The sequence below is a fragment of the Plantactinospora sp. B5E13 genome (assembly GCF_039871775.1).
GTDB lineage: Bacteria > Actinomycetota > Actinomycetes > Mycobacteriales > Micromonosporaceae > Plantactinospora.
This window is the reverse complement of record NZ_JBDPLT010000058.1, coordinates 41,624-53,666: the sequence shown is the minus strand read 5'-3', so window position 1 is coordinate 53,666 and position 12,043 is coordinate 41,624. Positions and strand designations below refer to the sequence as shown.

The window sequence follows — 12,043 nt, the reverse complement described above, 5'->3', positions numbered from 1 at the left end:
TCGGTCAGCGCCTCCTCGCTCTGGCCGCTGTGATCTGGCACAACACCAACATCGGCGCACCCAACCCACGATCACTCATCGCGTACGACCATTGACCAGCAAAGATTTAGGACTCAATCATCTAGGTTTCTATATGCTCGGCCATCGCACCAGGAGTCGTCGCTCCACCATCCCCACGAGGCAGATCAAGTCCGGGCTACGCCTACGAACCCCCGCTTCGGTCGCAGGATCGGTGACGACGGGCCAGCCGACGCACCTGAGCGAAGGCTGGCTAAACAGCAGCGGTCACCGCCGTTGCCGGGCAGACTGCCCGCTCAGGGCTCCCGCATCCACGTTGCCGGATCGGTGATGAAGATTCCCTTGCCCTGGTGACGCCGGATCACCCGCAACGCCTCCAGCCGCGCGTACGACATCTGTACGGTGCCGTGACTGACGTCGTACTGCGCACGCAGCTCAGCAATCGAGGGCAGCTTGTCCCCCGGCTTCAGCCTCCCCGATCTGACGTCGGCGATGATCTCGTCGGCTATCCGCCAGTAATCCGGCATCTCAGGCATGGCGCTCCTTGCGTGGCACGCCAATTCGATCACATGACACCCCCACTCAACAAGCTGCATTGACTTATCTAGCTGTACTAGATATGTTTCCTGATGAGCCGCTCCTCGCGTGGCAACGAGATCGGCTCACCTGCGGTCGGGGCGGGTGCACACGTCCCGACCTTTCCTGGACTGCCCTGCTGTCGTACCGCCGAACGAGGCTGCGGTGGCAGGTGCCGGGCGGGCCGGTCACGGCCGGCAGGTGGACGGCCCGCCCTTCCAGTTCGGACCAGAGGGAGGTATTGGCAACCGCGCCCACCGCTCGACCCCGGGCAGCCCCGGCCCGAGACGGTACCCCCACGACGGGAAGGATCGAGGTGGCACAGATCTATCGAAGTGGTCACGCCTACGGCGGCGGCCAACCGGACCGCTGCCCCCGCTCGAGGTACGGACCCGCGAGTTCGCGCCGCGCCGACGCGGCATCGACCCAGCGGAGGTACGCGCCTTCCAGCGCAGACTGGCCGACGAGCTGGCCGCTACCCTGCAGGAGCTACGGATCGCCTGCCAGGAGAACGACCGGCTCAAGCGGGCGCTACGAGACTGGCATACCCAGCACGCCCGCCGGTGCGACCCGGAACAGCGGTCCCGGGGCAACACCGGCCGCTGGTAGCCGGCAATGCCCTCGCAATGGTGGTCGCCCCCGGACGGTCGACGTCAGCCAGCCGCCCCGATCACCCCTCCCCCACCGCCCGGACCGTCGCAATGGTGGTCGGCCCCGGAGGTCGACATCAGACCGTGATCGAGAAGGTGGTGTCGGCGCTGAGCCGGGACGGCCAGGGGCTTCGTCGCCGGATCGGCGTCGGAGGCTGCCCGCCGTTACGGGCCATCGACGGCCGACTAGGCTGCCGGGGTGGCGGACGGTGGCTTCCGGCTGAGTGTGGACTATGGCACGTCGCACACTGTGGCCGTGATGCGCTGGCCGGACGGGCGTACCCGTCCACTGTTGTTCGACGGTTCGCCGCTGCTCTCCTCGGCCACCTGCGTCGAGGACGGCGGCACGATCCTGTCCGGTCAGGACGCCACCGGCGCGGCCCGGCGGCGGCCGCACGGCTTCGAGCCGTATCCGAAGCGGCGCCTCGGCGAGAGCACTCTCTGGCTCGGTGACCGGGAGGTCGCCGTCAGCTCGCTGGTGGCCGCCACGTTGGCCCGGGTCGCAGACGAGGCCGCTCGGGTCGCGAGGCCGGGCGAGCCCGGATCGGTACTGCTTACCGTGCCCGCCACCTGGGGGCCGACCCTGCGGGCGCTGCTGGTGGCCGCCGCCGTCGAGGCCGGCCTGCCCGAGCCCCGGCTCGCCGCCGAGCCGGTCGCCGCCGCGAGCTACCTGGTGGGGGCCGGTGAACTGGCCGTGCCGGCCGGCGGTCACGTCGCCATCTACGACCTGGGCGCGGGCACCTTCGACGCGACCGTGGTCCGCCGCACCGCGACGGGCGGCTTCACCGTGCTGGCCACCGACGGGCTGTCGCAGACCGGCGGGCTGGATCTCGACGCGGCGCTCGTCGGCCACATCGGTCGGGTGCTGGCTGACCGCGACCCGGTCCGGTGGCGGCGGCTGACCGCACCCGACGACGACGCCGACCGCCGCGCCGCACTGGCCCTCTGGGACGAGGCCCGTCGGGCGAAAGAGAGCCTGAGCCGGACCTCGGTCGGTTACCTGCACGTCCCGCTCTTCGACGAGTCGGTGCCGGTCGGCCGGGAGGAGTTCGAACGTCTGGCCCGGGTGGTGCTGGACCGCACCGTCGAGGTGATGATAGCGGCGGTCCGCTCGGCCGGCACCGGAGCGGAACCGGCCACGGTCGTCCTGGTCGGGGGCGCGAGCCGGATCCCGCTGGCGGCCACCCTGCTGCACCGGGCCCTCGGGGTGGCGCCGATCGTCACCGAGCAGCCGGAACTCGTGGTCGCCGAGGGCGCCCTCGCGGTACCGCCGGACGACATGCTGCCGGCCGGCCCGGCCCCGGCACCACCCGCCCCGCCGCTCCCGGCACCGCTCCCCCCTGCGGCCACAGCACCGACTGGCCCGCCGGTCCCAGCACCAGCCGGAACGCCACCGCCCGCCTCAATGCCGACCGCCCCTCCGACGTCACCACCTCCGACCGGCTCTCCGGCGCCGGAGCCCAGCACGTCAGCCCCGGTACCGGTGCCGGGAGCCGACCCGTCGGCCGGCGTCCCGGGCCGGTCGGCGCCGTCCCGGGCACGCGGCCGGGTCCTGCTCGCCGGGGTACTCGTGCTGGCCGTGCTGGCCGTCGCCGTGGTGCTGCGCCCGTGGGACTGGCCCGGCGGTGGGGACGCCGGCCCCACGCCGGGCTCGCAGCCGACGCCGACCTTCGCCGACGGCACCACCATGCGAAGGTTGCAGGCAGCGGGGCGGATCGTGATCGGCAGCAGGTTCGACCTGCCCGGCACCGGTTACCGGGAACCCGACGGGACGATGTCGGGGTTCGACGTGGAGATCGCCCGGCTGATCGCCAGTGAACTCGGCCTCGACCCCGCCGGCGTGCAGTGGACGGAGGCTTCGTCGACGGACCGGGAGCAGCTCCTCGAGCAGGGCGCGGTCGATCTCGTCATCGCCACCTACACCATCACCGAGACCCGCGCCCACCGCGTCGCGTTCGCCGGGCCGTACCACCTGCCGGGGCAGCAACTGCTGGTACGCGCCGACGAGACCACGATCACCGGCCCGGAGTCGATACCGACCGGCCGCCGAATCTGCACCGTCACCGGTACTCCACACCGTAGCCGGCTCGAAGAGCAGCTCGGCCGGTCGTTGGCGACGACCTCGCTCGGCAGCTACCAGGAATGCGCCGAGGCGCTGCTGATGCGCGGGGTCGACGCGATCACCGGGGACGGGTCGGCCCTGGTGGGCCTGGTCGCCGGCAGCGACGCGGGATTCCGGCTGGTGGGCCGGGCATTCGACCCGCAGCCGTACGGGATCGGCCTGCGCAAGGATGACGAGCCCTTCCATGTGTGGCTCACCGAGACGTTGCGGCGGATCATCGCCGACGGTCGCTGGCGGGCCGCCTGGCGGCGCACCCTCGGCCAGTACGACAAGCAAGAGCCGACAATTCCTGAGGTCCGCTGAGTTCAGAGCGGTCTTCGCATCGTGCCCCAACGCGTCGATTCAACCCTCGTCACCGACGACGGGCCTGAGCCCGTACTCCACGTAGCCAGCGCCTGCGCCCACGATCACCACTGCATCCAGCCAGCAGCCGTCGACGCTGCCTTCCCCGACGACTTCCCACCTGAGCTCGCCCACGGCCGACACATCCGGGCCCTCAGGGGCGACTCAAAGCCGGTCCGAACCCGGTCGACCGCCGCGAGCGCGGTTCAGCCCACAAGCCGGGGACACTGAGTTTGGTCAGGTACCGGACCGCCGCGTTGACCGGGCGGGCCGGGCGGCGATCCAGGTCCGGGTCCGGCGGTAGCCGATCCCGAGCATCGTGGCGACGGCGACCGTCAACACGTACCACCAGAGGTCGCCGTCCCGGGTGGTCAGCTCGCCGTACCGGTTGGCGAGGAACCCGGTGAAGACCAGTACCGACAGCCCGCCGACCCAGGACACGGCTCGCAGGTCGGCGACCCGGGCCGCGAAGACGCCGGCCGCCAGGGCCATCACCACCAGTCGCGCCGGCAGCTCCCGGGGCGGGAACAGGGCCCCCGCCACGCAGGCGGCCAGCACGACAAACACCGATCCGACGCCGACGTTGATCCCGGTCGGCGTACGCCCCGCCCGGTCGGACTGCACCCCGGAGCCGGAACTGGACATCTCCCCCACCTCACTCCGACGCCCGACGGCACCGGGCGTCCACCCGGACCGGGGAAGGGCTCCGGCACACCGCCACCGACCCAGGTCAACGCAGGATCGGGCGGCCGCCAACCGGCCTTGACGCGTTCCCGACGGGGAGCGCCGGTTTCCGCACGTCCCGCCGACGGGCCGGCGACAGACCGCCGACGTGATGACGGGCCGGCAACAGACCGCCGTCCTGATGACGGGTCGGCGACAGACCGCCGACCCGGTGACAAACCGCCCACCGACCTGACGATCGGCCGCTGACCAGCGCAGCGCCGGACCGGTGACCCGCCCGGCCAGAAGGGCCGTATCGGCGGCATGGGGAAGCGGGCCGTCGCCGTAGCGGCGGCGTCAAGACCCCTGGCGGACCGACCGCCGCCAGGGCGACCGTCGTCGCCGTGACCACATCCGTCCGTTCTGCTGGAGGCGTCCGATGACCCTGGCGGAGATCCTTCCCTCCCTGCGCACCTCGCTGCGGACACCGCTGGAGGAGGTCTGGCCGGCCACCGCGTCCTGGGGCGCGCACGGTGACCTGTTCGTCGGTGGGGTCGGCCTGGCCGACGTGGCTGCCCGGTATGGCACCCCGACCTACCTGCTCGACGAGGGCGACGTACGGGCCCGCTGCCGCGACTACCTGGCCGCGTTCGGTCCGGACAACGTGGCGTACACGGCGAAGGCGCTGCTCAGTCGGGGTGTCGCCCGATGGGTGGCCGAGGAGGGGCTACGGCTCTACGTCGGTTCGGCGGGTGAGCTGCGGGTGGCGCTGGCGGCCGGCTTCCCCGCCGACCGGGTGGTGCTGTACGGCAGCGCGAAAACCCCCGAGGACCTGGTCGCGGCGTACGCGGTCGGGGTCGGCACGATCGTCGTCGAGTCGGTCGGGGAGATCACCCGGCTCGCCGCGACCGCTCCGCCCGGCCAGCGGGTGCTGCTGCGGGTGATCGGGGCGACCGATCCGGCCGACGGCGTCGACCGTCGCTTCGGGCTGCGGATCGCCTCCGGGGACGCGGCGGCGGCGGTGGCCCGGATCGTCGCCCAGCCCCGGTTGACCCTGGTCGGGGTGGACTGCTCGGTCGGCCACCAGGTCAGCCGGTTCAACCGGTACGAACACGAACTGCACGTGGTGCTGGACTTCCTGGCCTCGATGCGGGCCCGGCACGGTGTCTCGGTGACCGAGTTGAACCTCGGCGGCGGGCACGCGGTCGCCTACTCCGGTGGTGATCCCAGCCTGGCCCTGGCCGCCTTCGCCGGACGGATCCGGGGTGTGCTGCGGCTGGTCGCGGAACGCCACGAGCTGCCGGTGCCCCGGCTGACCGTCTCGCCGGGCCGGGCGATCGTGTCCCGGGCCGGGGTCACCCTCTACCACGTCGTCTCGGTGACCCGGGACCAGGACGGACGCGGCCTCGTCGCGGTCGACGGCGGGATGACCGACTGCCCGACGGGCGCGCTCTGCGGTGCCCGGCACAGCGCGGTGCTGGTCGGGCGCCCCAGCTCCGCCCCGTCGGTGCCGACCTGCGTCGTGGGCCGGCACAACGACGTCGACGACGTGGTCGTACCGACCCTGGCGCTGCCCTCCGACGTACGCCCCGGTGATCTGCTCGCGGTGGCCGGCACCGGTGCCTACCACCACAGCCGGGCGTCCAACTACCACCTGGTCGGCCGGCCGCCGCTGCTCGCGGTCCGCGACGGCCGGGTCAACACCCTGGTACGCCGGGAGTCTCCGGAGGATCTGCTCCGCCGTGACGTGGACGAGCCGGGCTGCTGCTGACCACGGGTCCCCGGCGGCCGGGCGCGGCCTGTCGGGCCGCCCGCCACGTGTGGTGGGCGGCCCGTGGCCGTCAGGGGAGGTACCGCACCTCGGGGAAGGCCCGGCTCGGACCGTCGAGTAGCCGGCTCCGGATGCCGCGGAGATGACGGTCGAAGAAGGCCAGCGGGTAGGCCTGCTGGATCCGGGTCGCGCGGGCCGGGTCCAGCGTGCCGATCCAGCCCTCGAGCTCCTCGTCAGTCCAGCCCATCAGCCTCGCCAGCTGCGGGATCAGCGACTGGTGGTCGCAGTAGGCGCCGTGCCGGGCACCCTCGGCCTGCACGTTGAGCCGCCATCCGCGCAGGAGTTGCCAGAACTCCTCGACGGGTGGGGCGTCGACCCGGTTGAAGTCTGTGCGGTCATCAGCATGAACGGCCGGTCCAGGGCTGCGGGCCGTGGTCCCGACTCCATCGGGCCGTCGAAGCTGAGACCGGCCCGCACCCGGCTGTCCACGTTCATGACCAGGGCGGCGGCGGTGGCGCCCTTCGAGAAGCCGTACACGCCGACGTGGCGCAGGTCGAGGGCGGCGGCCAGGCCGGCGGGCAGCGGAAGGTGTCCGGGGTTGCGGCCGGCGGCGATCTTCTCGAGGCGGTCGAGAACAAAAAGGATGTCGTCGGCGTGGGTCCAGGGTGTGGTCGACTCGTCGTCGGGGACGGCGAGCCGGCCGTCGGGGAACTCGACGTAGGCGTCGTGGGGGTGGTCGACGGTGGCCACGACGTAGCCGTGGCTGACCAGTTCCTGCGCCACGACGGTGGCCTCGGAGCGGTGGCCGTTGGCGCCGTGCGAGAACAGGATCACGGGGTAGCGGCCGGGGCGCACCGGCGCGCCGTCGCGGCCCGACGTGAGTGGTCCCGCCGCCACGTCGGGGTCGAAGCCGTTGTCCTCGAGGAGTGCCCGCAACGGCGCGGCCGGCATCCACGGCGTTCGCGGATAGTGCCGGGCGCCGGGCGTGGCCGGGTACCAGACGCTGGCCATCGTGCTGCGGTCGGCGAGGTGCAGCGACACGGTACCGACCGGATGCGGGCCGGTGGGTGCGGGCAACGTGAGCCGGACCGGGGCGGCCGTCACCCGGCTGGCACCGGCAGCCGTGGCGAGCGGGACGGCCAGGCCGGCGGCGAGCAGGCTGCGGCGGGTCAGGGGCATTTGTCCTCCGTGGTGGTTTCGACGCGGGCGATCAGCACCTTGAGCCGGCGGATTTCCTCGGCGAGGGCGGTGTTGCCGGCGGGGGTGAGGGTGATCCAGGTGCGGCCACGTTTGCCCTCGTAGCCCTTCTCGATGTCGATCAGACCGGCCGTCTCCAGCACGCTCAGGTGCTTGGAGAGGTTGCCGGCGGTCAGGTCGAGCTGGATACGCAGGTAGCCGAACTCGACGCGCCGTGCCTCGTGCGCGATGGCGAGGATGCCCAGCCGCACCCTCTGGTGCACGACCTCGTCGAGGCCGGTGGCCGGGTGGTCGGACGGGTCCGGGGTGTCGGTCGCGGCGGTCACCGCCGCCTCCGGCGGGCCACCGAGAAGCCGATCCCGCCGGCCAGGAGCACCGTGCCGGTGATGAGCTGGGGCGTCGTCATCGACAGCCGGAGCTGGGTGTCCGCCGCCGACATGAACGACAGGAGTGCCCAGTCCGGCGGTACGGCGCCCTCGGTCGTCGGCAGCACCAGCAGCACCAGCGCCAGGTAGCCCAGGGTGAACAGCAGCAGCGGGACGTTGCGTTCCAGGCGGGCCAGCACGAGCAGCGCAAGACCGATCAGGCCCCACGGGGCGATCAGCCGGTCCAGCACGATCCACCAGAACGGCGACGGACCGCCCCCGAACGGCGGGTGGCTCGGGAGGTAGAGCGCCGCCGCCACATACGCCGTGGTGAGGACGCCGGCAGTCACGGCACCGGTGATCGCGTACGGCAGCACGCGGGCCCCCAGCCCTTGCGCCCGGGCGGCCCGCACGTAGCTGACCGCGATCGCCGCGTAGCCGAGCAGGAGTGCCGGCGGCCAGTAGTAGAGCAGGCCGCGCCGCGCGAACATGCAGCCGTCGGCTTCGCACCGCACCATCATGAAGAGCCAGTCGAACGGGATGGCCAAGAAGGTCGCCGCGGCCAGCACCAGCAACGCGACCCAGGTCAGGCGCTGGTCGCGGCGCACGCGGCCGGCGAGGATGCGCATGTCGGAGAGGAGGCGGCGGGGGTCGTCGCCGGCCGACACCGAGTCAGTGGTCATAGCAATAGGTTTCCACAGCAAACCTATTTGCACTACCCCCAACTTGGCGAAACACAGTTCAACCCAGACCTGCCCCGATGGACCCAGCCGTCGACGCGGCCGCGCGCCGGGCCGGCCAGAGCCGGAGCACGCTGGCGAGCAGCAGCCCGACGCCGGTGGTCGCGGTGACGGCGGCCACCACGTCGATGAGGTAGTGCTCGCCGAGCAACACCCGACTGGCCGACACCAGCAGCACCGCGCCGACCGCGACCGTCAGCACCGGTCGGCGCCATCCCGGACCCAGCCGCCAGGCGAGCAGTACCGCAGTGAGCGCGGCGGCGGTCACCACCACCGCGTGGCCGCTCGGATAGGTCCAGTCCGCCGCCGCGACCGGCGGGCCGGGTCGCTGGAAGACGACCTGCAGCAGCAGGGCGCTCGCGGAACCGAGCAGCAGGAGCAGGTGCCGGGCGAGTGGTCCGGCCGCCCGCCGCCGATCCCGCCAGAGCAGCCGGCCGGCGACCACCAGCAGCAGGGCCAACGCCGCCAGGGTGCCGACGCCGCTGACCACGGTGGCCACCGCCGCCACGGGCACGCCCGGATCGGCGTACAGGTGACTCAGCAGCCAGGCGTCCAACGGTGGGACGTCGTCACCGAGCAGCACGCCGACCAACGACACCGTGGCGGGGCCGGCGGCCCCGCCCAGAAGCACAACACGGCGGTCGGCAGGCGGACCGGCCGGAACGAGGTCAGGACTGATCGACATACCGACAGTCTGGGAGTTCCGCCGGCCGCCCGACCTCCGTCGACGCCCTGAGATCCCCCGGATACCCCGCCCCCTGATGGCCGACGTACCCCCGGGGCCGGCCGCCGCAGACCGCTATCGTGGCGGAAATCGTCAAGACGGCGTCATTGCCGCCGGCTCCGATCCGCCGCGACCATGGGTGCATGAACCGCCGCCGGATCGTCTTCGTGCTCTTCCCCGGATTCCAGGTCCTCGACCTGACCGGCCCGCACGAGGTGTTCACGCAGGCCGAACGGCTCACGCCCGGCTACACGCTGGAGACCGTGACGGCGACCGGCGAACCGGTCACGTCCAGTGGTGGCCTGACCTTCACCCCGACCAGCGGCATCGGGGCGGGCGACGGCGAGCCGATCGACACCCTGATCACGGTCGGCGGGCCGGGTCGGGCGCGGGCGTGCGCCGACCGGCGGCTGGTCGACTGGGTCGGCACGGCCGCCGCCTGCTCCCGGCGGATCGCCGCCGTCTGCACCGGCGCGTTCCTGCTCGCCGAGGCGGGGCTGCTCGACGGCCGGCGCGCGGTCACCCACTGGGCGAGCTGCGCCGAACTCGCCCAACGGTATCCGGCGGTCACCGTCGAAGCCGACCCGATCTTCGTCCGGGACGGTACGGTCTGGACCTCGGCCGGCGTCACCGCCGGCCTCGATCTCGCCCTCGCGCTCGTGGAGGCGGACCGGGGTGCCGAGACGTCCCGGACGATCGCCCGGCGCCTCGTCATGTTCGTGCAACGCCCCGGCGGTCAGACCCAGTTCAGCACCCAGCTCGCCGCGCAGCGTCCGAGCCGTACGTCGCTGCGCGACGTGCAGACCTGGATCGCCGAACACCTCGCCGACGATCTCGGCGTGCCGGTGCTGGCCGCCCGGGCCGGCATGAGTGAACGGCACTTCACCCGGGTCTTCGCCGCGCAGACCGGGCAGACCCCGGCCGCGTACGTCGAAGCGGCCCGCGTCGAGGCGGCCCGACGACTGCTGGAGAGCACCGACGGCACCGGCGAGACGATCGCCCGGCGCTGCGGCTTCGGCACCGTCGAGACGATGCACCGCTGCTTCAAACGGACCGTCGGGGTCACGCCCGGCCGCTACCGGCAACACTTCGCCGACCGAGGAGAACTCTGATGCGCATCGTCATCCCGCTGTTCGAGCGGTTCACCGCCCTCGACGCGGTCGGCCCGTACGACGTACTCAACCACCTGCCCGGCGCCAAGGTGGTGCTCGCGGCGGCCGACGCGGGTCCGGTCCGGGACGGCGCCGGCCGGCTCGCGCTCACCGCGGACGCGGCGCTGGCCGACATCACCGCCTGTGACGTGCTGGTGGTGCCCGGCGGCCCCGGTGCCCGCGACTACCCGGCCGACGGCCCGCTGCTGGACTGGCTCCGCCGGATCCACCCGGGCACCCGGTGGACCACCTCGGTCTGCACCGGTTCGCTGCTGCTCGGCGCCGCCGGGTTGTTGACCGGACGCACCGCCACCACCCACTGGGCCCGGACCGGGCAGCTGGCGTCGTACGGCGCGACGTACACCCCGAAACGGGTGGTCGTCGACGGCAAGCTGATCACCGCCGCCGGTGTCTCGGCCGGGCTCGACATGGCGCTCACCCTGGTCGCACGCCTCGCCGACCGACTCACCGCCGAAGCCATCCAGCTCCTGATCGAGTACGACCCGCAACCGCCCTTCGACGCCGGGTCCCTGGCGAAGGCGTCCCCGGCGGCCCGGGAGCGACTCAGGACTCTCTGACCGCCGCGCCGACGCCCCGGTCCGCCAACCGAGGCGGGCGACCGCGAGGGTACGGATGCCGGGCACGAAGGTTGCCGATCAACCGGCGGCGCCGTCGCCGGTGAAACCCTGCTGAAAGGGCGATGAAGACTCGTCTCGATAGCGTCGCGCCGACATCCGGATCCGATCAGCCGCGGAGGTAGGCGATGAGACGTGGACGCACGATCGTCGGGACACTCGGCGTCGCCGTGGGCATGCTGGTTCTTGCCCTGGCCGGCGCCCCGGCACAGGCGGCCCCGACGTCCCCGGTGACGGACTCGACCGTCATGGCCGCGTCGCCGGGTATCTCGCCGGCCGCCGAGCGGGTCACGCACGTCGGCCGGTACGACTTCGCGGACCACCCCTGTCCGCTCGGCCGGGCCTGCCTGGCCGTCTGGGACGACACCGTCAGTCAGTGGAAGGTCTTCCACCTGTACCGGTGCGGCGTGTACACGCTGTCGAACTGGTACGACCTGGGGGCGATGAAGAACAACCAGACCGGCAACGCCGCGGTGCGGACCTACGGATCCGGCGGTGGCCCGATCAGGACGTACCCGCCGAACGGCAACAACATCTACGAGGTCGACTGGTATCCGGTGTGGACAGTCAGGCCCTGCTGATCCCGGCCGGCGTCGGCGGTGGCGGTGGTCGCCCTGCTCGTCGTGGCTGACCGACGTTTCCGCCCGGCGACCGACCCTCTGCGGGCCGGCCCGGCCGTACGGTGCCCCGCCGGAGTCACCCCGATGTGCGGATGTCGTCGAGTTCGGTCTGCCCCTCGCTGGCGCGGTCGGGCAGGAGCAGCAGCGTGACGGCCCGTTCCAGCCGGGCACCGATGCGTTCCCAGCCCCGTACGGCGGTGCGCAGCACATCCCGGTCGCCGGTGAGCCTGCCTGGCCCGGGCCCGGGCCAGGCAGGCTGCCGCCCAGGCGTTGTCGGCGCCCGCCGGTTCGGCCCGGGTGAGCAGGTCCGCCGCGTCGGGCAGTTCGGCGACCACGGCGGCGATCGGCACCGGCCTGCCGGTGTTCGGCCACTCGGGTGACTACCAGCGGCTCGACCTGGTCAACGCACAGGCGTTCGATTGCGGCATCATCGCCCTGCACTACGCGCCCAAGCGGTCCTGAACCTGGT

General features: G+C 72.5%; 15 protein-coding genes and 1 pseudogene. 7 read left to right on the top strand and 9 right to left on the bottom strand.

The features are described from left to right. A pseudogene (locus tag ABGB05_RS32700) lies at positions 1-95 on the top strand (IS982 family transposase); the annotation flags it as partial. Between the two features lie 219 nt (positions 96-314). Here ABGB05_RS32700 and ABGB05_RS32695 read toward each other — a convergent pair. Next, positions 315-554 (bottom strand): winged helix-turn-helix domain-containing protein, encoded by a 240-nt coding sequence (locus ABGB05_RS32695; protein ID WP_347657820.1) that lies wholly within the window; start codon positions 552-554, stop codon positions 315-317. Positions 555-1,443: 889 nt separating this feature from the next. Between ABGB05_RS32695 and ABGB05_RS32690 the strand changes: the two genes are divergently transcribed. Continuing rightward, positions 1,444-3,669 (top strand): transporter substrate-binding domain-containing protein, encoded by a 2,226-nt coding sequence (locus ABGB05_RS32690; protein ID WP_347657819.1) that lies wholly within the window; start codon positions 1,444-1,446, stop codon positions 3,667-3,669. A gap of 39 nt (positions 3,670-3,708) precedes the next feature. Here the strand turns inward: ABGB05_RS32690 and ABGB05_RS32685 are convergent, their stop codons facing one another. Next, entirely contained in the window at positions 3,709-3,843 is a 135-nt protein-coding gene (locus tag ABGB05_RS32685; protein WP_347657818.1) for a hypothetical protein, read from the bottom strand. Positions 3,844-3,945: 102 nt separating this feature from the next. Next, positions 3,946-4,353, bottom strand: a complete 408-nt coding sequence (locus ABGB05_RS32680; protein WP_347657817.1) for a hypothetical protein — start codon at positions 4,351-4,353, stop codon at positions 3,946-3,948. A gap of 457 nt (positions 4,354-4,810) precedes the next feature. On the opposite strand from ABGB05_RS32680, the gene ABGB05_RS32675 reads away from it, so the two are divergent. After that, the gene (locus tag ABGB05_RS32675; protein ID WP_347657816.1) at positions 4,811-6,142 is read left to right on the top strand and encodes a diaminopimelate decarboxylase; all 1,332 of its coding nucleotides are present in this window, start codon (positions 4,811-4,813) and stop codon (positions 6,140-6,142) included. A 70-nt stretch (positions 6,143-6,212) separates the two neighbouring features. Here the strand turns inward: ABGB05_RS32675 and ABGB05_RS32670 are convergent, their stop codons facing one another. From ABGB05_RS32670 to ABGB05_RS32650, 5 genes are read right to left on the bottom strand one after another with little or no spacing between them, the layout of a single operon-like run. Then, on the bottom strand, positions 6,213-6,389 hold the full coding sequence (locus ABGB05_RS32670) for a hypothetical protein (protein WP_347657815.1): 177 nt from the start codon (positions 6,387-6,389) through the stop codon (positions 6,213-6,215). 20 nt (positions 6,390-6,409) lie between these two features. Further along, positions 6,410-7,321, bottom strand: a complete 912-nt coding sequence (locus tag ABGB05_RS32665) for an acetylhydrolase (protein WP_347657814.1) — start codon at positions 7,319-7,321, stop codon at positions 6,410-6,412. Next, positions 7,312-7,665 (bottom strand): transcriptional regulator, encoded by a 354-nt coding sequence (locus tag ABGB05_RS32660; protein ID WP_347657813.1) that lies wholly within the window; start codon positions 7,663-7,665, stop codon positions 7,312-7,314. The genes ABGB05_RS32665 and ABGB05_RS32660 overlap by 10 nt, the downstream gene beginning before the upstream one ends. Then, positions 7,662-8,387: a hypothetical protein gene (locus ABGB05_RS32655; protein WP_347657812.1), complete on the bottom strand. Its 726-nt coding sequence runs from the start codon at positions 8,385-8,387 to the stop codon at positions 7,662-7,664. Before ABGB05_RS32655 ends, ABGB05_RS32660 begins: the two co-directional genes overlap by 4 nt. 58 nt (positions 8,388-8,445) lie before the next feature. Then, positions 8,446-9,129, bottom strand: coding sequence for a phosphatase PAP2 family protein (locus tag ABGB05_RS32650; RefSeq protein WP_347657811.1), 684 nt, complete (start codon positions 9,127-9,129; stop codon positions 8,446-8,448). Between the two features lie 182 nt (positions 9,130-9,311). Here ABGB05_RS32650 and ABGB05_RS32645 point away from each other — a divergent pair, with 182 nt between their 5' ends. The 3 genes from ABGB05_RS32645 (at position 9,312) to ABGB05_RS32635 (ending at position 11,535) form a co-directional block, all read left to right on the top strand. Continuing rightward, complete coding sequence (locus ABGB05_RS32645; RefSeq protein WP_347657810.1) at positions 9,312-10,280, top strand: GlxA family transcriptional regulator; 969 nt, start codon at positions 9,312-9,314, stop codon at positions 10,278-10,280. Continuing rightward, complete coding sequence (locus tag ABGB05_RS32640) at positions 10,280-10,897, top strand: DJ-1/PfpI family protein (RefSeq protein ID WP_347657809.1); 618 nt, start codon at positions 10,280-10,282, stop codon at positions 10,895-10,897. Before ABGB05_RS32645 ends, ABGB05_RS32640 begins: the two co-directional genes overlap by 1 nt. A gap of 185 nt (positions 10,898-11,082) precedes the next feature. Then, positions 11,083-11,535, top strand: a complete 453-nt coding sequence (locus tag ABGB05_RS32635; RefSeq protein ID WP_347657808.1) for a hypothetical protein — start codon at positions 11,083-11,085, stop codon at positions 11,533-11,535. Between the two features lie 115 nt (positions 11,536-11,650). Here ABGB05_RS32635 and ABGB05_RS32630 read toward each other — a convergent pair whose 3' ends face one another. Further along, a complete protein-coding gene (locus ABGB05_RS32630) occupies positions 11,651-11,782 on the bottom strand; it encodes a hypothetical protein (RefSeq protein WP_347657807.1) in 132 nt (43 codons plus the stop codon). Positions 11,783-11,871: 89 nt separating this feature from the next. Between ABGB05_RS32630 and ABGB05_RS32625 the strand changes: the two genes are divergently transcribed. Next, entirely contained in the window at positions 11,872-12,036 is a 165-nt protein-coding gene (locus ABGB05_RS32625; RefSeq protein ID WP_347657806.1) for a hypothetical protein, read from the top strand. Positions 12,037-12,043: the final 7 nt, after the last annotated feature.

Coding starts and splice junctions, on each gene's coding strand:
- ABGB05_RS32670 (WP_347657815.1), bottom strand. CDS start 6,389: ATGGGCTGGACTGACGAGGAGCTCGAGGGCTGGATCGGCACGCTGGAC.
- ABGB05_RS32695 (WP_347657820.1), bottom strand. CDS start 554: ATGCCTGAGATGCCGGATTACTGGCGGATAGCCGACGAGATCATCGCC.
- ABGB05_RS32675 (WP_347657816.1), top strand. CDS start 4,811: ATGACCCTGGCGGAGATCCTTCCCTCCCTGCGCACCTCGCTGCGGACA.
- ABGB05_RS32655 (WP_347657812.1), bottom strand. CDS start 8,387: ATGACCACTGACTCGGTGTCGGCCGGCGACGACCCCCGCCGCCTCCTC.
- ABGB05_RS32650 (WP_347657811.1), bottom strand. CDS start 9,129: ATGTCGATCAGTCCTGACCTCGTTCCGGCCGGTCCGCCTGCCGACCGC.
- ABGB05_RS32635 (WP_347657808.1), top strand. CDS start 11,083: ATGAGACGTGGACGCACGATCGTCGGGACACTCGGCGTCGCCGTGGGC.
- ABGB05_RS32680 (WP_347657817.1), bottom strand. CDS start 4,353: ATGTCCAGTTCCGGCTCCGGGGTGCAGTCCGACCGGGCGGGGCGTACG.
- ABGB05_RS32665 (WP_347657814.1), bottom strand. CDS start 7,321: ATGCCCCTGACCCGCCGCAGCCTGCTCGCCGCCGGCCTGGCCGTCCCG.
- ABGB05_RS32640 (WP_347657809.1), top strand. CDS start 10,280: ATGCGCATCGTCATCCCGCTGTTCGAGCGGTTCACCGCCCTCGACGCG.
- ABGB05_RS32645 (WP_347657810.1), top strand. CDS start 9,312: ATGAACCGCCGCCGGATCGTCTTCGTGCTCTTCCCCGGATTCCAGGTC.